Source organism: Nostoc sp. NOS(2021) (assembly GCF_017115025.1).
Taxonomy (GTDB): Bacteria; Cyanobacteriota; Cyanobacteriia; order Cyanobacteriales; family Nostocaceae; genus Nostoc.
The window spans coordinates 17,026-38,341 of record NZ_JABXKM010000212.1 but is presented as its reverse complement, the minus strand read 5'-3'; the positions used below and the strand labels follow the sequence as shown (position 1 = coordinate 38,341).

The following is a 21,316-nucleotide window of genomic DNA, read 5'->3' as shown; positions in this document are numbered from 1 at the left end:
TATACTTAGCTATGATTAGCGATCGCTCTCTGGAGAAAAACTTTTTGGTTTACTGGTTCATAGCTGCCGTCATGCAGATGATAGAGCGTTAACAGCCCATCTTCCCAAAACCAGACTTCCAATACTCCCAGAGCTTTATAGCGCTCTAACTTGCTGATACCACCACTGGTAAAAACGACTTCGATGGACAAATCTGGAATCGGTTTAGCGCTGCCAATGCAGTAGGACTCGTCCGCTTGAACCGAGACAACCCCTTCTTTTTCCTGGGTCATTGATCGGGTTGGCTGAAAGAAAATGCCTTTTTCGACGAGAAAGGTTGTCACTAAATAACCGATGATACTGGCAAAAATTTCATGTTCGCGTCCCGGCATGAGAATCTCGATTGTATCGTCATAGTAAAATAGTCGTAGACCAGGAGAACCGTCAAAACCCTTTTGAATTAACTTGAACTGTTCCCACGTCCCATAATGGACAATGCGTTGGTCGGTAGTTCGGTCGAGTAGTGGAAGCATCGCGTTCACCTCTAGCAATCCCTGCCCGAATTGTTATTGCTCTTTGCCAGCATGACTATTATACGCTTTGAAAATGATTGATTTGTTTGCGATCGCTCCTTTATGATTTACTCCATTGCAATCGCTTTGTGTGAAAATATGCAAACGAGCGATGTCTACGACGGTCACTGTGCTTTGTCGAAGTGCGGGCTATTCGGTGTCGCACTGTATATCTATGCTAGGGTTTGGCGTTAGCGAAGCTCGCCGTTCGCGTAGCGTCTCGTAGAGAAGGCATCGCAGTTTCACGAATAGCCATCACAATTACTTCTGCAAAAATTTTTATTCTGCTAGTTTACCATCTGAATAATTCTCTATCAGATTACCTGCCTGCTGTCTCAATGATTGCCCCTTCATAAATTTGCTCAAATAATCTGATCCAGCTCAGGTCGTTGTGTTAGACTGCTGGCGCTGGGCGACTTGGATTAACAACCTTAATGCCTCATTCACTGCTTCATCGTTGGGAAAAGCTTGGGCAATATCGGGATCTAAAAGTACTAGGTTCGTTTTTGTACGATATCGCTCAACATATTTACCTCTAACCCCGCTTGCCATTTGAGCGAAGTCGTACTCAGGACGTAATTCATCTTCCATTTCGTTTTCAACTTCCTTGTTCATAAAACCTCTTCTCTTGGCGGGTAGCATTTCGGGCGCTGATAATTCGTATCTTTTCCCCTCTATCAGTATGTGCAACAACTAAAAGTTGTTCAAACCTAGATAAGCCAATAATAACGTAGCGACTTTCTCTAATGGAGTGGTCAGGATCAGGAAAAGTTACGGATAGCGGGTCATTAAATACGGTTGCAGCTTCCTGAAAAGAAACACCATGTTTCTCAAGGTTTAGTGTCGCTTTATCTGGATTCCATTCAAATTCCATGTAAAACTTTCCCCACCTTTTTTCCCAGAGTTTAAGAAGCTGGGGAAATACAAAATATAACCTAGCGCCTTAATTCTGCCAATTGAATCAACTCGTCTACCACTAACCGAACACCTAATCGAATTTTCTCTAAGTCAGCACGGACAGCATTGTATCGCCTGTTATGTGCTGCACGATCGCCTATTACTTTCAAGTCACGCAAAATATTCTTCGTTTCACGGCCTAGAGAAAGTCCATTCTTATCAGCAGCATCCGCAATAATTCCTGACAGCATAAAATAATTGCCATCCGAATCAGCTATACGGAATTGAGTCTTCTCATGTTCGTAACACTCAATTAGAAGTGTTTCAACGAGCCGACGAATAAGTACTGATGCACCATCATAAAAACCGTATTGAAAACAACCATTTATCTGAAAAGCTATTTTTTCAATATAACCCCTTGTATTCTTCCATATTTCTTCCGGTAAATAACCATGCTCTAAGTCAACGTCAGCAGGTGGACTTTCAAGTATTGGAGCAAGCCAGTCTTTAATCGTACCGCGTTCAGTCGGTTTAACCTTGAATCCTGCATTAGTTTTGGTTGCAAGCTTTGTCTTAACAATCGCTTCTTCAAGTTGTGTTGGATTAGGATTACCAAGTCCAGTTTTATAGATGATACGTGCCAACATACCTGCCTTTATATAAGTACCTGGTGTTGCACAATCATGCAACCATAAAATAGCTAGAGCGCGTTGGGCGTTCGATAGTTCAATCTGATTGAGTCGAATACAAAAATCTTCTATTTCCATCTACCATCTCACGAATCTTTTTTTCCATTGGGAGCAGGTAAGTCATGTTCAACCATATTCTCACCGTGGTTAGTAATTTTAATGTTGCTTCGCTCCGAAGTGTTAATCCATCCTTTATTCTTCGCAGTATCTCGAATGCTTTGAGGCATATTTTTTGGTGTCCGTCGTCCGGCATCCTTAAAGCATGTAAAAACGTATTCTGCTGTTATTTTGTCTAGCTCTAGGACTCGTTTAAGGTAATAAACTGCCACAGTAATAGCTTGCTCTTGAGTTTTTGGATTTTTCTGAGAATGGAAGTCCCGGTATGAAAGCTTGCCTTCTGGCCGTAGGTTTAAATCTTTGACAATTGTCATTGTGGGAGGCTTGTACGAACTCTTCTTCTGTTTCGAGTTTGTAGAAACGCTAGGAACACTCACATCTTCCTCTTCGTCTTCTGTGTCAAGCTCTTCGACAAGCTCATCTTCATCACTAGGAACCGCAGAAGCCGATAAAACGTTTATCATTTTTGGAGGAGACTGAAAAATTTTGTTAGCTGCTACATTAATTACCTGTAAACCTTCTTGAATAGTTTCATCATCACCCTCAACCTCTGCGAAAAATACACGGATGCGCCCGCGCTCTCCTTTGTTTGCCATTTTCCTTACTAAAAAGACTTTAATCAGTCAGTATAGCCTGAATTTTAATCAGTTTGCTACTATGAGCTTATTAGTTTCACTGGATTGTTTAAACGGTAACTTCTTACTCAAGAAACTTACAAAACAAAAAGCCCGCATTAGCGGGCTTTTTAAATTAATCAAGTAACTAAACTTACCGTTTCGCTAACTTCTTCGACATCTTCCGCAGACGAATCGATTGGGGTGTAACTTCCACCAATTCATCGGGGCCAATATATTCCAAAGCACGCTCTAAGCTCATATCTATTGGTGCTTGCAGTTGCACTAGTTCATCGCCACCAGCCGCGCGGTGATTGGTTAACTGCTTGGTCTTACAGATATTTAGTTCTAAATCTTGCGAACGATTGTGTTCTCCTACAATCATGCCTCTGTAAACCTTTGTACCGGGAACAATAAAGAATGCTCCTCTATCTTCGGCATTTCTCATGGCGTAGAAAGTCGAAACGCCTTCTTCAAAGGAGATTAAAACGCCTTTGTTACGGGCTTCAATGTCGCCACTGAGTTGACGGTAATCCAAGAAGCTGTGGTTCATGATGCCTTCACCACGAGTCATCCGCATGAATTCACCCCGGAAACCAATCAAACCACGGGCGGGTATGACAAATTCTAACTGGGTGCGATCGCCACTACCTGGCTGCATATCTTGCATTTCGCCTTTGCGTTGTCCAAGGCGTTCGATACAGCTACCCACACCATCAACAGGAATGTCTAACACCAAGAGTTCAAAGGGTTCGCAAGGGTGTCCGTTGACTTCGCGGTAAATAACCTGTGGCTGAGATACCTGAAACTCGAACCCTTCCCGGCGCATGGTTTCGATTAAGATACCTAAGTGAAGTTCCCCACGACCGGAAACGAGAAATTTATCGGGAGAATCGGTTTCTTCGACACGCAAAGCAACGTTGGTTTCGAGTTCGCGGAATAAGCGATCGCGTATTTGTCTTGATGTCACCAACTTACCTTCTTGACCAGCAAAGGGCGAATCATTCACCCAGAAGGCCATTTGCAAGGTTGGTTCATCCACTTTAATTAGTGGTAAAGCTTGCGGATCATTGGGGTCAGTAATCGTTTCCCCAATATAAGCATCAGCGAAACCAGCCACCGCGACAATATAACCTGCGGTTGCTTCTTCCATCTCTACTCGCTTGAGTCCATCAAAGCCCATCAATTTGGTAATTTTACCCTTGACAATGGTACCATCTTCTGTTATTAAAGCCGCTTGCTGTCCTGAGCGGATAGTACCGTTGTGAATTCTGCCAATCACAATCCGTCCCAGATATTCAGAATAATCTAGGGTTGTAACTTGCAGTTGCAAAGGCTTATTGCTGTCGCCTACTGGTGGTGGAACGTGTTGCAGAATCGCGTTAAAAAGAGGTTGCATGTCTACCGATTCTGCTTCCAAGGTGTCTTTGGCAAAACCCGCCATACCGGAAGCAAACAGATAGGTAAAATCACACTGGTCTTCATCTGCTCCTAATTCTAAGAACAGATCCAAAACTTTATCAACAGCAATGTGGGGGTCAACTTTACCACGGTCTATTTTGTTGATAATAACGATGGGGCGCAGCCCTTTTTCTAAAGCTTTTTTCAGGACAAAGCGTGTTTGAGGCATCGGGCCTTCGTTGGCATCGACAATCAGAAGACATCCGTCAACCATGCCGAGTACGCGTTCAACTTCGCCGCCAAAGTCAGCGTGTCCAGGAGTATCAACAATATTGATTAGTGTTTCTTTGTAGCGAACTGCTGTATTTTTCGACAGGATAGTAATACCCCGTTCCCGTTCTAGGGCGTTGGAATCCATAACGCAATCCGGAACGTCTTCGCCTTCGCGGAAAATGCCGGATTGTTTGAGGAGTGCGTCAACCAGGGTGGTTTTGCCGTGATCAACGTGGGCGATAATGGCGACGTTGCGAATTGGGAGCGTCATAAGAAGCTTTTGGTGAACTCTAGAGAGGGTTTTGAGATTTACATTGTTAATGCTAGGCTGTTTTAACAGAATTAAGTATGATTAGCAAACTCTGTAAAGAACCTTTAATAATTCTAGCGTAATCGTCACAATTGCGGTGAGGTTTGTCAAGGCTGCATTGCGATCGCCTGAGTACAGATCACCGTAAATAGTAGAAATGTACTAAAATATTATCTGTAAGTGACCGTTAAAAATAGCTAAGATAGTTAACCAGTCTTAATTTGCGAGTCTGATTATGATTGATTGTCTAGATGTAGCTCGCTACTTCATTATCAGAGCTTACGAAGACTGTATAGAAGCAGAAATGACCAACATGAAGGTTCAAAAGCTTCTGTATTACGCGCAAAGCTTACATTTGGCGATGTATGATCAGCCATTGTTTGAAGAAGAAATACAAGCATGGCGCTATGGCCCTGTTTGTCCTCCAGCTTACAGGTTTTACAGTGAATTTGAAGCTAAACAGTTACCTATTCCTAGTCAAGAATTACTGTTAGAGATCGCTGAGGATAAGAGACAGCTTCTAGAAGAAGTATGGGAATATTTTGGTGGCTACCATGCTTATCAACTTAGTGGTATGACACACTTGGAGTTTCCTTGGAAAAAGGCGCGTAAAGGTTTGCTACCTGAAGCTAGCTCAACCAACCCAATTCTTCTTGAAGACTTGAAAGCATTGGGATATCAGAAACTAGACCAAATAGAGCGTGACCATCCTGCCTATCAATTCGTAATGCGGGAAATTTTAAAGGACGCTTGTACTTCGGAACCATCAACTCGTATTCGGAAAGGAGAAGTGCGTGACTGGCTCAACTCCCTTCTCGATTGAAAAATCCGATAATTTCAACCGTTCTTTCAAAAAACTCGCAAAAGCCTACAGGTCGGATTTTGTTGAGTCTGTCGCAGAAGTTTTGGAAGATTTAATTGAAGATCAATATCCGATCAATTCTCGTAACGAGCCTTTACTTGGAAAGATTGAATTACCTCAAGGATGGTCATTTCACAAGCTAGAGATGAAGGTATCCAAAGGCGCTTCAGGACAAATTAGATTAATGTATTTAGTCAATACAACTGATTGTGTAATCAAGCTTGTGTGGATTTATAGCCACGAGCAATTTGCAAAACGCCCTACAGACGTGGATTTAAAGAGCGTTCTTAAGGAAATCTTAGATTGTTAATATTTGACTTTTTAGATTTATCAATAATCAATATATATGACTGTATAAAACTAGCATTAAAGTTTTATCCGCCTGCGGATAGAATACAGATTTAAATATTATCTATCTAAAGGTAGAAGAACAGAAATTGTAACGAAAATTTATGTTTCTCTACCCAGAGTTGTGAGAGCGATCGCTCAAAAGAAAGAGGGAATATCCCTAACCTCTATGTCAAGGTTATATCAGTTAAGAATTACGAACACTTTGCCGAGGAGAACACGGATGGTAGTTACTTTAGATGATACGAAACGTAATGCTATTGCTGTAAAATTGGCAAGTATCAAAGCGCTTCAACAGTTAGTAATCGAAAATGAGAAATTGCTTTTGAGAGAAGGGCTTGATGCCGAAATTGCCGATCGCATTCGGAATTTCCTCAATGATGATGAAAAAAATCTTGGCGTTTTGGAAACTGTAATTGGTCAGTATGGCATTCAGGCTGAACCCAAAAAAACTGTTACACAATTCATTGAAAAAGCCGGCGAATTGTTCAAAGGTTCTGAGTTGAGCCTGTATGAAAAAGTATCTCAGCATGAATTGCTGAAACATCAACTAGTAATGAGTGGCTTGATAGTTCACAAGGCTGCTCAAAAAGTTGGTGCTGACGTGTTGCTAGCGATCGCACCTTTGAATACCATTAACTTTGAAAACCGCGCTCATCAAGAGCAACTCAAAGGTATTTTAGAAATTCTGGGTGTCCGCGAACTCACTGGACAAGATGCAGATCAAGGTATTTGGGCGCGAGTCCAGGATGCTGTGGCCGCAGTCAGTGGTGTGGTAGGTAGCGCTGTTACCCAAGCTAGTGACAAAAAGGATCTAAATATCCAAGATGTCATCCGCCTCGATCACGGAAAGGTAAATACCCTGTTCACCGAACTGCTGCAAAGCAATGATCCGCAGAAGATCCAAGAATACTTTGGTCAAATTTACAAGGATTTAACGGCCCATTCTGAAGCTGAAGAAGAAGTAGTCTATCCAAGAGTACGTCCTTTCTACGGTCAAGATAACACCCAAGAACTGTTTGATGAACAAGCTCAAGCGAAGTTGGCATTAGAGGAAATTAAGGCTCTTAGCCCATCTTCACCCCAATTCAAAGAGAAAGTCAAACAGCTATTGGCTAAACTCGGCGATCACATTCGTCAAGAAGAAACCACACTGTTCGCTGCCATTCGCAACAACTTGACCACTGAGCAAAGTGAACAACTGGCTACTGAATTTAAAGCTGCTAAGACTCGAATTCAACAAAAACTCGGTGTTGTTACCGAATCGAAAGTGTAGGATGCTTTCGGGCTTTCTATATCCCCTAAAAAAGGTTAGTTAAACAAAAACTCCCAGCACTGATGTGCTGGGAGTTTTTATTTACAAATTTTGCTGACAGTATTTATAAGCAGCATAGGCCATAGTGACAACCCCGGTGATAATGGCAGATTCATCGACTTCAAATTTAGGATGGTGTAATGGGTGATTAATGATTCTTTCTTTGTAGCCTACACCCAAGCGAAACATAGAACCAGGGACGTGTTCCAAATACATCGAAAAATCTTCAGCACCAAGGGAGGGTTCGGGTAAGACTTGAACGCGATCGCTACTCCAAGCTTCTTCGGCGGCTGATTGTAACAATTGCGTCAGGGCGTAATCATTTTGAACGCTGGGTACTCCTTGGCGATAATTAATTTGATACTTTGCCCCGTAGGTATGGCAAACATTAGATACAATGTTTTCAATCCAGTTCGGGAGATGGGCACGGGTTTCGGGATGGAGCGATCGCACGGTTCCCAATAACTGCACTTTATCAGCAATTATATTCGGCGCTCTGCCACCATTAATCTTCCCGATGCTCAATACTACAGGGCGCAAAGGATTTTGCGTCCGGCTGATCGCTTGTTGCAGTGCAGTAATGATTTGGCAAGCAATCCAAATTGCATCAATCGCCTCATGGGGACGCGCCCCGTGGCCAGATTCTCCCATAATCAGAATTTCTAAATCATCAGCGGCGGCTGTCAATGCCCCGTAACGCACGCCAATAGATCCTGCGGGTATAGAAGGGAAAACATGAATCCCTAATAAAGCTGAGACATTTTCCATCGCCCCATCTTTCACCATCCAGCTTGCCCCTTGGGCAATTTCTTCGGCGGGCTGAAATAAAAACCGCACTTTCCCACCCAAATCCTCAGCCACTTGGGACAGCACCATTGCCGTTCCTAACCCGACTGTAGTGTGGACATCGTGACCGCAAGCGTGCATAATACCATCTGCGCGAGAGGCATATTCTAAATTAGTGCCCTCTTGAATTGGCAAGGCATCCATATCGGTGCGAATTGCCAATAAACGGTCATTTTGGCTAGTGCCTTGGAGTTCTCCAATCACGCCGGTTTTGCCAACTCCCTCTTGTACGTGCAGCCCACTGGAAGACAAAACACCAGCAACAAAGGCTGCTGTTTGGTACTCCTGACCGCTGAGTTCTGGGTGAGAGTGGATGTGGCGGCGAATTTCAATTAAGCGAGGCGCTAGTTTTGCTGCTAAGTCTTTAATACGGGTAAGCATCGATTCAATTAATCTACAGGCTTTTTTCCCATGATAAAGAAATGTTAACAAACAAAATGCTTTTTACCATACAAGGAGAGTTGAGAAGAAGCGCAAGGGCAGGGACAGAGGGGATAATATTTTAACGTGAGTTTGACGAACCTTTCCATCGGGAGCATCTCAGTGAAAGCAAATATACCAGATGATAAACAAGATTCTTGCTCCCTTTCCTTACCAAGAAGAGGGTTAGAGTGAGGTTTTATAAGACTTTTTACGAAAGTGAGATAGGCAATTGAATTATAATCTGACTTCCCTTACCAAGAGTAGAAAAACATTCCAATTTGCCACCATGTTTTTCGGTGATAATTTGATAGCTGATTGCCAGACCCATACCTGTTCCCTTGCCTACAGGTTTGGTGGTGAAGAAAGGATTGAACATACTATTTTTAACCTGTTCTGGCATTCCCCCGGCATTATCAGCGATCGCAATTTCCACCGACTGCGAATTGCTGAGTGAGGTGCGGATGATAATCTGGCTAGGATTTGCCTCTATTTCCTGATAGGTGCGATTGGCGTTTGCTTCGTCTAAGGCATCGATCGCATTCACCAGAACATTCATCAAGACTTGATTGAGTTGTCCGGGATAGCATTCTACTTGGGGCAAGTTGCCATAATCCCGAATCACTACAATTGCTGGACGTTCTGGTTTGTCTTTCAGACGATGTTGCAAAATCAACAGCGTACTTTCAATTCCTTCATGAAGGTCAACTGCTTTGAATTCTGCTTCATCTAGACGAGAAAAGTTCCGCAGTGATAGCACAATATTCCGAATCCGGTCAGTCCCCATTTTTATAGAAGCTAGCATCTTCTGTAAATCCTCCATCAGAAACTCCAGATCGATTTCCTCAGCTAGCGCTTGCACCTCTGGATCATTGCGGGGATGACGTTGTTGGTAAAGCTGAATCATCCGCAGCAAATCTTGAGTGTATTCGTTTAGGTGGGTAATATTGCCGTGGATAAAGTTCACTGGGTTGTTGATTTCATGTGCCACACCTGCCACCAGTTCACCCAGACTAGACATTTTTTCACTTTGAACCATTTGTGCTTGGGTGTGGTGTAATTCACTCAAGGCGGTTTTGAGTTTGGCGGTGCGTTCTTCCACTCGCTCTTCCAGTTCTGCATTGCTATTTTCTAAGGCGATGAAGGATTCGCGCAATTGCTCTGCCATGTGGTTAAAAGAGTAGGCAAGGGTATTGAGTTCTTGGATGTTGCCGTCTTTGACTGTCTGTTGTAAGTCACCGAATGCGATCGCCTGACTTGCCTGATTCAAGCGCAGGATGGGACGCACAATCCTGTCTGAGGTAAATATGCCGATCGCCGTTGCTACTACCAGCGCTGCAAAACAAAGCAGGATGCTAATTTGGGTGTTGGCATTGATTTGCGCCATAAAGGTTCTGTTTGGGATACTGGTAACAACCAACCAGTCCAAACCATATTGGTCACGCCAAGGCACAATATGCACATTGTAATTTTCTCCTTGAAAATTAACGTTCAGTTTTTGCGTATTGGTGATGGACTGCAAGTCTGGAATGTGCTGCTGAATCTGCTTGGCAATGCCTTGCACAACCGGATTGGGGCTATCGATTGCTTTCAAGCGCTTAATTTCGTTATTTACTACGGTAAAAGGCTTCTCCTGACCGGAATTGGCAATCAACATCCCATTGCGCTCGATAATGAACACTTGTCCGAAACGGCTAACGTCTAATTTTTGCAAAAATTCGCTGAGTTTCAACAGATGTATTTCAGCCCCGACAACACCAATAAGCTTTTTGCTGAGATCATAAATTGGACGGCCTGCCGATGCCACAATATAGGGGGGATAGGCGGGATCATAATAGCTGTAAATGCGAACCCAGATCGGTTTCCCTGCTTTGACGGGTTCAGTGTACGCAAGTTCATTGACAGTGTCCCACGTGCTAGTCGCCATAATTTTGGTCGGGTTGCCATCGTTGTCCGTCAAGTAAGTTATCGTATTTTTCGGCAGGCTTGGCGTTTTGATTGCATTATCATCGATTGTGACTGTCTTGCCATCGTAACGGCCAGCTCCAGTTCCTTCCCCGGTTGCAAGGTTCAAGCTGATAAAGCTCAGATCATAGGCTTGCATTTCGTGCCAGAAGTACTTGCCAACAGTTCGGCGATCGCGCACATTCAGCAATCCCATACGAATTGCATCCGCGTTTAGCTGGATGACTTTATGCGGAATCGACAGATAGGCATCCAAATGTTGATTTACCTCACTGCTGGTTCGCTTCATCAATTGCTCTGCTAAATTGTGAACTGCTTTCTCGCCATTTTTAAACGATAGATATCCAACCAGCCCCACGATCCCAAAGACTTGCAACACGAAAGGAACGATTAGAACAAGCTGTAATGGAAATGCGTGGATTTTGCTAGATGGATGTGTCTTCATGAGTTGTAAACCTTGGGTCGATCGGGTCTTTGCTTAAGCTAGATTACCCATTAGAAACTTCGTGTCACCAAATAAGGGACTGACAAATAAAAAAATAACCAAAATTCCTTAAGTAGTGCTACTTAATTAAATTTTTTAGTCATAAGTACTATTTTTAATGAATTTCTTTAATCAATATTTATTGAGTATTTATACCGAAGTCTTTTGAATATACTGAAGCTACTCTATAGGAATCCTACTTAAATCTTGCTCAATATACTGAGAAATAAAGCTCTGTATGTCAAGCTTCTAGGCAGCTTATTTGTTCAAAAATCAAATAGGAGTCCTATAGCAATATCTTCCAAAAGAGCTGGTGTTTTTCACAGAGTTAGCAAGACAGAAAGCGCTTGAAGTCCAATGGAACGGTGTTGCCCAGGAACTCAAAGAAAACATTGCTGAGGAGATGGGCCTCGGTACACAAGGAGTATCTCATTACATGCTTTTAGCCCAAGGGCTTGAAGAGGCACTAGGTGTTCCTGTTAAAAATACAACGCCGTCAATCACTACATCCAAACTGCTTAGAACTGTGCAATCAGTATTTAATCAACAACCAGCTTATGTACTTGGGGCAACCTATGCGATTGAGGCAACCTCAATTCCTGAGTTAAGTCTGATCGTGCAACTTATAAAGTGGTTGCTGGAAGGAGCAATGCCTAAAGATTTACAATATTTCTTCAACAAGCATTTAAATCAGTGGGAACTTGAACATGAAGAAGGTTTAAGGACGACTATCGCAGCATATATACAACCCGAACAATTTAGAGAGTTTGAAGCAGGATTTCTGGCAATTATGGATGCGATGGAAATATGGTGGCAAGAATTAGCGCAAGAGGCAATCTCATCCAAGGTTACTCTGGGCATGGCGATCGCCAAAAAGCACTAGTTAAACAGAAGTTAACACCATGAATATCTTAACCAATCCTTCATTTATAGATGAAACTTCTAATACTAATAAACCGAACTTTGGATTACCTGGTTACTACTACTTTAGTGACCAAATTTTTGCTCATGAGCAGCAAACGATCTGGAATAACACCTGGCAGTTTGTAGGACGTGAATCTGTTATACCTGCTCCCGGTGATTATCTAACTTGCCAAGTTGGCGATCAGCCCATGTTCGTGATTCGTACTAACAACGGCGAATTACGAGCGATGCACAATGTTTGTCCACATCGGGGAGCACGTATCTTGGAGGGGCAGGGACATTGCCAACGGGTGCGTTGTTTGTATCATGGTTGGAACTTCAATTGGGAAGGCAATCTCAAAGGTCTACCTCGCGCTGAATGTTTTCCCAATTTAGATAAATCGGCTGTTCATCTACTCACGGGACGGGTAGAGACATGGGGCGGCTTTATCTTTGTTCACCCAGAACTAGAAGGGGAATCGTTAGTAAGTCATTTGGCAGGATTCCCAGTCTACCTAGAACAATATCAGCACCCTTGGGAGGAACTTCAAGAGGTTGATCACTGGTTTTATGAAGAACCAGCCAACTGGAAGTTTCCGATCGAGAATTATCTGGAGTGCTATCATCTGTCCGTTGTTCATGCTCAAAGTTTAAAGTGTTTTGATCCAAAAAATATTACCTATACTCCAACGGGGCGACACTACCAGATATTTGTTCCCTTCACAGATGAGGAATTTGTGAAAGATCACCCCGCTTTTTCAGGAGAACCAAGGGGACAATCTTACCAGGGCTTCATTTTTCCCAATATGATGGTTAATACTGCAAGAGATAAAGTTTCAGTTTTTCGACTGACTCCCTTATCTCCTACAAAAACTAAGTTTGAGGTTTTTATTTATCAAACAAAAGCACAGATTGAAGCATTTCCTTACAACCACGATGACTTTCGACCTGAATTTGAGCGGGTGCTAAATGAAGACTTTAGGGTGGTGCGCTCACTACAAGCGAGTGTTCATTCCAAAGCTTATGGTGTAGTTCAGCTTGCAGACATTGAATATGGAATTACTCACTTCCATCAAGTGTTGTCAGAGTACTACCAATCTTAATACAGGGTAATGGTAAATATGTAGCGATCGCAAAGCCTGAAAACCTTGCTTCATAAGAGCTAGCAAACAGAAAATCACTACGTCTATACCACTACCCTCCATTAACGAGTCTTTGAGGTCAATTACCGACTCAAAGCTAGTACTATACGGCGTAAATAAACCACCCCTTCGGGTTCGGCAGTTCCTCATGGGGGGAACCCCCAAGACCGGACTGCCTCACCATTCCAAATCAATGAAACGCTTACGCTGTATACCTGTTTGAATTTTAAATTTTGAATTCTGCCTTGCAGTACTACTTATTTTGAATAACAGGTTGTGCCTAGAGTATTTTCGGGTTTAAACTTGTTACATTCTCTGGTCTTTTGACGCTCTGACGACCAGTCATAAGGTTTGTCGGAGGTGACGATACCATTAGCCAGAGTTGTTAGTCGGAAGTTAGCCCCCCGAAAATTGGTAAACTGCAATTTGGCATCTTTTAAGTTTGCTGCTTCCAAATTGGCGCTGATGAAACCGGCAAAAGATAGATCGGCATTTTCCAGGGATGCTGATTTCAAATTTGCTCCTGTTAAGGAAGCACCACTGAGATTCGCCGAATTTAGAACCGCACCTTCTAAATTTGCACCGGTGAGATCAGCATTCGTGAGATTAGCTTGAGATAATGTAGCGCTGCTCAAGTCAGCCCCTCGTAAATTTGCTCCAGTTAGATTCAGTTTAGTTAGGTCAGCACCACTTAAATTACACCGGGGACAGGCACTTGTTGCCTTCAACTGATCTAAATCTAGCTGATTTAATGCAAAGGCCCGCTCTGCAAACCCAAAACAAGCTAACAGGGCGACGGTAGCGACAATCTTGAGTTTCATATTTTTTACAGATATCCACAAAAATGACAAGTTACGCACATTGCGTACTGTCATACTTACATATACCGCTTCTCTAAGGAAGAACAGGGATGAAGCATTGATTAAGAAGCTGTAAAAATACTATGAATTCTCATGGTAAGACTACTCAAACTGAAATATAGGCTATAGAATCGAGTCGTAAGGAAGTATACCGAACCAATTATAGACTACTAAATATGTGATCCCCCTAGCTCGATGAAAAAGATGACTAGGGGGATCTTGTTTTTGGGTATGGGGCATTGGGCATTGGGCATTGGGAAAACACTTTCTTTATCGTAAATTAAAGGGTTTAAGAAACTGCAATCTACATGTAGCACCCATTTCAGTCGGGGTTTAAATCCCCGTCTGAAATGTCTTTAATTTTGAATTTTGAATTTTGAATTTTGAATTGTTAACCCCTTGTCTTCCTCATCCTCCTCTGCTCGCTGCCTTCTTCATCGCCACCCTAAAAGGCGCAATCCAGGAACAATTAGGTAATAACTCACTCCTAACCAGAAGCTGATAAAGAAGCCCACAGAACCAAAAAAAATCAGAGGCTTGCATAACTCTGACCAACCTGGTTGACTAGAAAATTGGAAGATCGGAGGTGCTAACCTCAAAAGAATCAAAACTGCATAGGCGATCGCACTACCAAAGGCAGCGAACACGGCGTACACTATATGATGGCTGCGAAGTCCTAAGCTTAAGGTGAGTAGGCAAACTGCGACTAAAATCACTGCCACTAAGCCCTCGCCGCTATCTTTTGGTGTGATTAATTGCAAAATCAACCAGCCGAAGCCATAGCTAATCATGCCCATCAGGGACGCCACTAAAAACCGCCGCCGTTGACCAAAACACCCGGATACTGTCAGTCCCCAAGCGGTTCCCCAACCTGCTGCGACGAATACCAAAATATCTGCCCCGAAGACGAGTTGAGTATTTGGCACTAATTCGTTTAGCTGACTCAAAATAAATTCCACAACCCGACGGCCTAAACTTGTCCGATACGCCAAAATAAAACCAGCGATCGCACCAAAACAAGCGCCGATACTACTCAAGATCATCGCCCAAATCGTCGCCAAACAAGCTTGGAAAATTTTGATGATCGCCTGAGCGATAAAAATAACGGTTTTGGTTACAGCTTGGCTAAAGTTAGCTAAAGTTTGTTCAATAGCTTGTGTTAGCAGTGTAAATCTCCGGTAAGCTTGCGTTGAGGCTTGCTTAACATTGTCTCGCAGTTGAGAAAATAATCCTGGCGGCGGTAATGGTTGAGAAATCTTCGCCAACCGTTTTTGAATTATCGCTGCATTTGCCGGACGCGATCGCACATCCGCCTGCACCATCTCATCTAGCAAATCTGCTAGTTGCGGGTTGACATTTACCGCAGTTCGCCAGCGCAATTTCCCAGTTTGCTGATCTTCCAACTCTAGCGGGTACTTGCCTGTTAGTAGTTCAATCACCGTTCGACCAAGGGCATAAAAATCGGCACTTGGCCCGACAATACTTCCAGTTACTTGTTCTGGTGGACTGTAGCCAGAAGAAAATAAGCGGGTGGAACTAGACTGAGAACGCAGCTTAGAGGCGCTAAATTGTTTTGCACCGCCAAAATCAATGAGTACCAGGCGATCGCCCTCTGTTTCCCCTTGAGGTCGGGTTACAGTTGGCGAAGATGTACCCAGCATTAAATTAGAAGGTTTGATATCCCGGTGAATAATCTGACGTTTGTGTAATTCTTGTAAAATCTGTACAGCTTGGGCAAACCAGTTTAAGACCAAATCCTCTGGACACCCTTGGGGAAACTTTTTTAATATCTCCTCTAAAGTCCGCCCATTGATTTTTTCCATTACCAGACAAGGCAGTTGGTGTGGTTTGGGATTAAACAGGTTTATGTGAAAATACCCATCGACATCGACAGTTGGGACACCCGGATGCTGCAAGCTAGATAAAACCGCCGCTTCTTGGGTAAATAATTCCAGTGCCTTTGGTGAATCTTCTACCAAAACTTTCAGCACTTTCTCGGTTTGAGTTTTTTCATCCCAAACCGTGTAGATTTGAGCAAATCCTCCCGAACCCAACGGCTGAAGTGGAACATAGCGGTCTAACAACTCTAGCGGTGCGCCACAGCTGTTACAAAATTTGTTTCCCCAAGGCTGAGGATAAGGACGTTGACAATCAGGATTTATGCAGTGAACCGCACTCTGAGTGATGTGGGACACAACCGCTACAATACAAAGGCTGACTTGATTTTAGCGTTTCTTGAGAAAATACCATTCTGAGTTTTTGATTACTCGTGCTGATTCCCATAAAGAAAACCCTCATAAAACCGATGAGGGCATTCGTTTATATCTATGTCAGTCCTTAATTACGAAAACTTCTCTTACTCTGTCTGTGCTTGGCAACTTCTTTGCGCTTGCGTTTTTCTAGGGGCGTTTCAAAATGACGATGCTTTCTCATGTCTGGAAAAATTCCAGCCTTGGAAACTTCTCGCTTAAATCGTCGTAAGGCTGACTCAATGTGTTCATTGTCACCTACAATTACTTGGGTCATTATCTCTCCTACTAGGTTGACTTAATCAATGGGTATGCAGATGGTAACAGTGCAAAAAAAAGACAGACTCCTTGTCTGACTTAAGACTCTAGGTAAATTTTTTTGGTTCCAAGGTTAGTAGCGGGAGCGTCCGCCGCCACCGCCGCCGTATCCTCCTCGATTACCACCAAACGAACCTCTATCACCTCTGTCTTCCTTGGGTTTAGCCTTATTCACTTTCAGGTCACGACCCATCCACTCAGCACCGTCGAGAGCTTCAATCGCAGCTGCTTCTTCAGCTTCAGTTCCCATTTCCACAAAAGCAAAGCCTCGCGGACGACCTGTTTCACGGTCAGTAGGTACTTGAACTCGCTTTACAGTACCATATTCTGCAAAAATACCACTTAAATCCTCTTGTGTAACGTCATAAGAGAGGTTACCTACATAAATTGACATCGATTCTCTCCAAAATCATCATTGTGTAGAGATTTTAATTTCTCTGAGAAGTCTGTAAATACTAAAAGGAAAAAGCCTTTCAATACTAAAACCAAAGACATCACCGAATTAACTCTCCTAATCTAGGATGACATAGGAGCCAACTCTCTGCATCCAGTAGATAGTTAGCAGATAGTTAACCAGTGATGCGATCGCTTAGGTGCGATCGCCCGCCCCTACCTACCCTAAGTACAACCCATCGTCCAAAAGGGTTGGAAATGGAAGAAGATAAATTCTGTAGGGTGATACAGGAAATCAGACATGTAGGGGCGCATCTTTGAATATCCGAATTGAACGTTTGATTGCATTAACCATGAAGCATTACTCCAAAATTTTAATATGAAAGGCAAAGTCAGGCAACAAATAAAGGCTATGCTAACTTGTACTCCTTTGGAGAAGACCGCACTGGCTGCCCTTAATCCCCTCCCCACAAGCCTACGGTGTACACACAAGTCCTAAAAACCTAGTTTTGTAGTGGCGTGGCAAGACTATAGCGTTTCTCAGTCGCATGGAATACAGGTCTTTAGTTTTTGGTTTAGTGCAATTTCTGATCAAACCGATGCTGAACTAAATCTGCTGGGGCAAAATAGAAAACATGACGATTGAATCCAATTCCTCTAATCTACCAACCCCAGAACCAGTCCCCGAAAACAATTTGCAGCCAGATGACTTTGACGATAATGCAACTGAGAAGAACTTAAGCTCAGAAGTACTAGCGACACAACAAGCACTAACGGCGATTGGATCTTTGCAATCTCCGCAACATACAATTGCTTTACAACAGGCCCGTTCTGACTTCAAGCAACCCACTACCAAGCAATTCACAGTTAAGCCGAGGGCATTGCTGATTACTCTCATCGCGATCGCTATCACCTTCATTGGAGTTATCCTCAATAACTGGCTGATCGGCATTATCGGAACGCTGATGACTTTGCTGTTATCCCTAGCAATACTGTTACCTTGGTTGCAAGAAGTTTTAAACGAGTGGTTTTCACCCCAAGAACGCACGCTGTTTGTGGCCTTTTTGGGACTAATAGTAGCGATCATCGGCTTGATCAGGTTCACAGGTGTAGGCGATCGCTTGCTACTTTGGGGACACCAAATTAACTGGGAAATTGCTGGAACCCTTGCAGAATGGTTTGGCGCTTTGGGGCAAATTTTCATCGCCGTCATCGCCGTTTACGTAGCATGGCGACAATATGTCATTTCCAAAGACTTGACAATTCAGCAAAACCTGCTAACAGTTCAGCAAAACATTATCACCCAGCAACAGACGATTGATTCCTATTTCCAAGGCGTTTCAGACTTGGTATTAGATGAAGAAGGATTATTAGAAGATTGGCCTCAAGAGAGAGCGATCGCTGAAGGACGCACTGCGGCAATTTTAAGTAGTGTCGATGGCAGTGGGAAAGCGAAAATTCTCCGCTTTCTCTCACGTTCCAAGTTGCTGTCACCCCTAAAACGCGATCAACGATTAGGTCGGCCCATTCTCGATGGGAGTGGCGGATATGCAGAAGACCGCCTGGAAGGTGTGCGTGTCATTGATTTAGGCGTAATGCTAGCCGCAGCAGACCTTTCTGGTACTGATTTGCGTTGGACTGACCTCAGCGAAGCTAATCTTGTCCGCGCTAATCTGGTCGGTTGTGACTTAGTAAAAGCCAACCTGTCCCGCACAATTTTATATAATGCTAATCTCAGTGGTGCTGACATCAACGGGATTCGCCTATTCTACGGTGTAGTGGACAAAGCATCACCCCGCAGTCGCACTGAACGACCAGATTATGAAACCGGCGAACACACTGGCGCTGTGGTGGAAAATGCCAATTTGACGAATGTGCAACGGATCTCTGAGTCTGCACGTTACTACTGTTGCACTTGGGGTGGCGAAAAAACCAGAGGCACTATTCCTGGTGGTTGTGAAGGTATTCCCAATAACTTGGGACGATAATTATCGGTCAGGATTTTGCCCAATAATTGTAACGTGAGTTCGATGAACCTCTCTGTTTCCGAAAGGGAGGAGCAACGAAAAGTTAAGCTTTTTACTTCCCTCTCCGCTTCGGAGCTACGGTGTACACACAAGTCCAAAAAGCTCAATTTCTCATTGTTTTCTCGTTCCCATGCAGAGCATGGGAATGGCTGATTAGGGTCTGCTGCCTCCAGTTAGACATTGAGTCAGAGAACTCAATGAATGCATTCCCAGTCTAAGACTGGGAACGAGTCGAACGAGTCAAGCCTTATCAAGCAAGGTTTTTAGGACTTGTGTGTACACCGTAGCCGCTTCGGAGAGGGGCTGGGGGAGAGGTCAAACAAGATTTGTCGAACTCACGTTAATTGTAAGTGTTCAGGTCACACTTGACGGTGGATGGCTTGGTAGTCGCTCTGATAGTCATCACCCTTAATCCAGACAACCTATGCCTTTGGTGGTTAGCGTCGGCGTAGGCATCGCCTATTTCTTCCTGATTTAGGGATTTCCAACAAATAAACTATCCAATCTTGTGGGGCGGGCATCTTGCCCGCCTTAGCTTACGGGCGGGTGAGACACCCACCCCACAAGAAATTATTGGATGTTTGTTTATTTGGAAGTCCCTTATTCAATGTATTTTCTGTCTATTTTGTCAGAATCCGAGCGCAGCGGTTATGTAACCTGATTAAATAATCAATGCAATATATGATCCAAATCCGAATCAAAAGATTGAAATGGGAAGCCTAAGCGTATCCCCTCGAAAATGATCTAGTGATGAATCAGATGATCGGCGATCGCCCCATTTTATTTGAACCCAATTCTCAACGCAGTGATGACTTTAGTTTGTTGCAAATGTTTGCTCTGATTGCTGATACATTCGGCATTCACATCCAACCACAGTATCAAGATACATTAAAGAAAAATTTTTTAACTCGCATCCGGGCGCTGGGATTATCTTCACTCAATGATTATTATCATCTCTTGGTGGCAACAAATCAATTAATTCCCAGTGCGACAGAGTGGCAAGAACTAATCTCTTTACTCACTGTCACTGAAACTTATTTTTTTCGAGATCAGGGGCAGATGTCCCTGCTCAAAAATCACCTGTTACCAGAGTTGATCGAGCGCAAACGGCAGCTTAGTTTAACTGACTGCAACGCTACCAATGGAGAATTTTATCGCCCGACATTACGGCTTTGGAGTGCCGGGTGTTCGACCGGTGAAGAAGCTTACTCACTTGCGATTCTGGTGAAGGAACTGATCTTCGACTATCAGGCGTGGGACATTCTGATTTTAGGCACAGATATTAATCAACCCGCGATCGCCCTGGCTGAACAAGGAATTTACAGCGATTGGTCTTTTCGGACAATCACTCCAGAGATCAAAAGTCGCTACTTTCGATCGCACAAAAAAGGTTGGGAAATCGATCCTGCGATTCGAGCAATGGTCACATTTCAACCTGAAAACCTGATGCAGGATAGTTACCCCGCTTATACATCTAGCATTCACGATTTGGATTTGATTCTTTGCCGCAATGTATTTATTTATTTTGACTTCAACGCGATCGCACGAGTTATAGACAAGTTTTACTGCTCTCTGGCACCAGGAGGGTTTCTGCTCACAGGTCACACAGAATTACATGGCCAAAAAACTGAACCGTTTCAAGTCAAAAATTTTCTGCAATCTGCGGTTTATCAGCGACATAGACCACATCTCCTTCAGCAAGGCTCAGGTCAAAGGCTAACGCCTTCTCCCAAACTTGAGAGAGGGGAAACCGGAATTTCTAACCCCGCTTTACCAACATTGGAAAAGAAGCTGGGCTTCGACCTGAGCGTTCAGCCAAAGGGGGTAAGCATAAACACTCAACAAACCCTTTTAGATGCAGCCAAGCGATCGCTAACTCAAGAAGCTTATGCCGATGTCATTCAAATAGCAGAACAACTGATTGCTCTTGCCCCCCAACATTTTCAGGCATATTGTTTGATGGCAGAAGCTTACGCGAATTTTGGCGATTACTCCCAAGGAAATCAGGCGTGTCAGCAGGCACTCCAGATCAACCCATTGGCCATCGAACCCTATCATTTGTTGGCTCAAATTGCCGAAGAGCAAGGAGATCAGATCAGTGCAAAATTATTCTTAAAACGGATTATTTATCTGGCTCCCACTTCTGTTACTGCTCACCTGGAATTGGGTTCTATATATGAACGTGAAGGAAATGTAAAACAGGCTCAAAAAATCTGGCGATCGCTTCTAGAAATTTTGCAAAATCTACCCCAGGAGCAAGCGATCGATTCCAATAACCAGCAAACCACTGCTGAATTAAAAGCATACGTTCTGAAGCACTTAAATTGAACCA

At 43.5% G+C, this 21,316-nt stretch carries 20 protein-coding genes; 7 read left to right on the top strand and 13 right to left on the bottom strand.

The window, feature by feature from the left end:
- Positions 1 to 5: 5 nt before the first annotated feature.
- From HWQ41_RS23100 to typA, 6 genes are all read right to left on the bottom strand, one after another.
- Positions 6 to 512 carry a Uma2 family endonuclease gene (locus HWQ41_RS23100; protein ID WP_292768056.1) on the bottom strand — a complete coding sequence of 169 codons (507 nt, stop codon included), beginning with the start codon at positions 510 to 512 and terminating at the stop codon, positions 6 to 8.
- Positions 513 to 932: 420 nt separating this feature from the next.
- Positions 933 to 1,166, bottom strand: coding sequence for a hypothetical protein (locus tag HWQ41_RS23095; protein ID WP_292768053.1), 234 nt, complete (start codon positions 1,164 to 1,166; stop codon positions 933 to 935).
- Positions 1,150 to 1,425 (bottom strand): BrnT family toxin, encoded by a 276-nt coding sequence (locus HWQ41_RS23090; protein WP_292768051.1) that lies wholly within the window; start codon positions 1,423 to 1,425, stop codon positions 1,150 to 1,152. The genes HWQ41_RS23095 and HWQ41_RS23090 overlap by 17 nt, the downstream gene beginning before the upstream one ends.
- 61 nt (positions 1,426 to 1,486) lie before the next feature.
- The gene (locus tag HWQ41_RS23085) at positions 1,487 to 2,215 is read right to left on the bottom strand and encodes a hypothetical protein (protein ID WP_292768048.1); all 729 of its coding nucleotides are present in this window, start codon (positions 2,213 to 2,215) and stop codon (positions 1,487 to 1,489) included.
- An 8-nt stretch (positions 2,216 to 2,223) separates the two neighbouring features.
- Positions 2,224 to 2,850 carry a hypothetical protein gene (locus tag HWQ41_RS23080; RefSeq protein ID WP_292768046.1) on the bottom strand — a complete coding sequence of 209 codons (627 nt, stop codon included), beginning with the start codon at positions 2,848 to 2,850 and terminating at the stop codon, positions 2,224 to 2,226.
- Between the two features lie 172 nt (positions 2,851 to 3,022).
- Positions 3,023 to 4,813, bottom strand: coding sequence for a translational GTPase TypA (gene typA, locus HWQ41_RS23075; RefSeq protein WP_292768044.1), 1,791 nt, complete (start codon positions 4,811 to 4,813; stop codon positions 3,023 to 3,025).
- Positions 4,814 to 5,087: 274 nt separating this feature from the next.
- On the opposite strand from typA, the gene HWQ41_RS23070 reads away from it, so the two are divergent.
- The 3 genes from HWQ41_RS23070 (at position 5,088) to HWQ41_RS23060 (ending at position 7,338) form a co-directional block, all read left to right on the top strand.
- Positions 5,088 to 5,675 carry a type II toxin-antitoxin system antitoxin SocA domain-containing protein gene (locus HWQ41_RS23070; protein ID WP_292768040.1) on the top strand — a complete coding sequence of 196 codons (588 nt, stop codon included), beginning with the start codon at positions 5,088 to 5,090 and terminating at the stop codon, positions 5,673 to 5,675.
- Positions 5,647 to 6,024, top strand: coding sequence for a hypothetical protein (locus HWQ41_RS23065; RefSeq protein ID WP_292768037.1), 378 nt, complete (start codon positions 5,647 to 5,649; stop codon positions 6,022 to 6,024). Before HWQ41_RS23070 ends, HWQ41_RS23065 begins: the two co-directional genes overlap by 29 nt.
- A 261-nt stretch (positions 6,025 to 6,285) precedes the next feature.
- Positions 6,286 to 7,338: a hemerythrin domain-containing protein gene (locus HWQ41_RS23060; protein WP_292768034.1), complete on the top strand. Its 1,053-nt coding sequence runs from the start codon at positions 6,286 to 6,288 to the stop codon at positions 7,336 to 7,338.
- A gap of 81 nt (positions 7,339 to 7,419) precedes the next feature.
- On the opposite strand, the gene HWQ41_RS23055 is transcribed toward HWQ41_RS23060, so the two are convergent.
- Both HWQ41_RS23055 and HWQ41_RS23050 read right to left on the bottom strand, forming a co-directional pair.
- Positions 7,420 to 8,604 carry a M20 family metallopeptidase gene (locus HWQ41_RS23055; RefSeq protein ID WP_292768032.1) on the bottom strand — a complete coding sequence of 395 codons (1,185 nt, stop codon included), beginning with the start codon at positions 8,602 to 8,604 and terminating at the stop codon, positions 7,420 to 7,422.
- A gap of 250 nt (positions 8,605 to 8,854) precedes the next feature.
- On the bottom strand, positions 8,855 to 11,053 hold the full coding sequence (locus HWQ41_RS23050; RefSeq protein WP_292768029.1) for an ATP-binding protein: 2,199 nt from the start codon (positions 11,051 to 11,053) through the stop codon (positions 8,855 to 8,857).
- A 349-nt stretch (positions 11,054 to 11,402) separates the two neighbouring features.
- Between HWQ41_RS23050 and HWQ41_RS23045 the strand changes: the two genes are divergently transcribed.
- Together HWQ41_RS23045 and HWQ41_RS23040 are read left to right on the top strand one after the other, a co-directional pair.
- On the top strand, positions 11,403 to 11,975 hold the full coding sequence (locus HWQ41_RS23045; protein WP_292768061.1) for a DUF3865 domain-containing protein: 573 nt from the start codon (positions 11,403 to 11,405) through the stop codon (positions 11,973 to 11,975).
- Positions 11,976 to 11,994: 19 nt separating this feature from the next.
- Positions 11,995 to 13,098: an aromatic ring-hydroxylating dioxygenase subunit alpha gene (locus tag HWQ41_RS23040; protein WP_292768026.1), complete on the top strand. Its 1,104-nt coding sequence runs from the start codon at positions 11,995 to 11,997 to the stop codon at positions 13,096 to 13,098.
- Here HWQ41_RS23040 and HWQ41_RS23035 read toward each other — a convergent pair.
- The 5 genes from HWQ41_RS23035 to HWQ41_RS23015 form a co-directional block, all read right to left on the bottom strand.
- On the bottom strand, positions 13,078 to 13,287 hold the full coding sequence (locus tag HWQ41_RS23035) for a hypothetical protein (protein WP_292768024.1): 210 nt from the start codon (positions 13,285 to 13,287) through the stop codon (positions 13,078 to 13,080). The two genes, HWQ41_RS23040 and HWQ41_RS23035, sit on opposite strands and share 21 nt — an antisense overlap.
- 107 nt (positions 13,288 to 13,394) lie before the next feature.
- Positions 13,395 to 13,958: a pentapeptide repeat-containing protein gene (locus HWQ41_RS23030; protein WP_292768058.1), complete on the bottom strand. Its 564-nt coding sequence runs from the start codon at positions 13,956 to 13,958 to the stop codon at positions 13,395 to 13,397.
- A gap of 473 nt (positions 13,959 to 14,431) precedes the next feature.
- Positions 14,432 to 16,192, bottom strand: coding sequence for a protein kinase (locus HWQ41_RS23025; protein ID WP_292768021.1), 1,761 nt, complete (start codon positions 16,190 to 16,192; stop codon positions 14,432 to 14,434).
- 142 nt (positions 16,193 to 16,334) lie between these two features.
- Positions 16,335 to 16,523, bottom strand: a complete 189-nt coding sequence (gene rpsU / locus HWQ41_RS23020; protein ID WP_012407716.1) for a 30S ribosomal protein S21 — start codon at positions 16,521 to 16,523, stop codon at positions 16,335 to 16,337.
- A gap of 114 nt (positions 16,524 to 16,637) precedes the next feature.
- The gene (locus HWQ41_RS23015) at positions 16,638 to 16,958 is read right to left on the bottom strand and encodes an RNA-binding protein (protein WP_292768019.1); all 321 of its coding nucleotides are present in this window, start codon (positions 16,956 to 16,958) and stop codon (positions 16,638 to 16,640) included.
- A gap of 634 nt (positions 16,959 to 17,592) precedes the next feature.
- Between HWQ41_RS23015 and HWQ41_RS23010 the strand changes: the two genes are divergently transcribed.
- Both HWQ41_RS23010 and HWQ41_RS23005 read left to right on the top strand, forming a co-directional pair.
- Complete coding sequence (locus tag HWQ41_RS23010; protein WP_292768018.1) at positions 17,593 to 18,945, top strand: pentapeptide repeat-containing protein; 1,353 nt, start codon at positions 17,593 to 17,595, stop codon at positions 18,943 to 18,945.
- A gap of 789 nt (positions 18,946 to 19,734) precedes the next feature.
- Positions 19,735 to 21,312 carry a CheR family methyltransferase gene (locus HWQ41_RS23005; protein ID WP_292768015.1) on the top strand — a complete coding sequence of 526 codons (1,578 nt, stop codon included), beginning with the start codon at positions 19,735 to 19,737 and terminating at the stop codon, positions 21,310 to 21,312.
- The last annotated feature ends 4 nt before the right edge of the window (positions 21,313 to 21,316 follow it).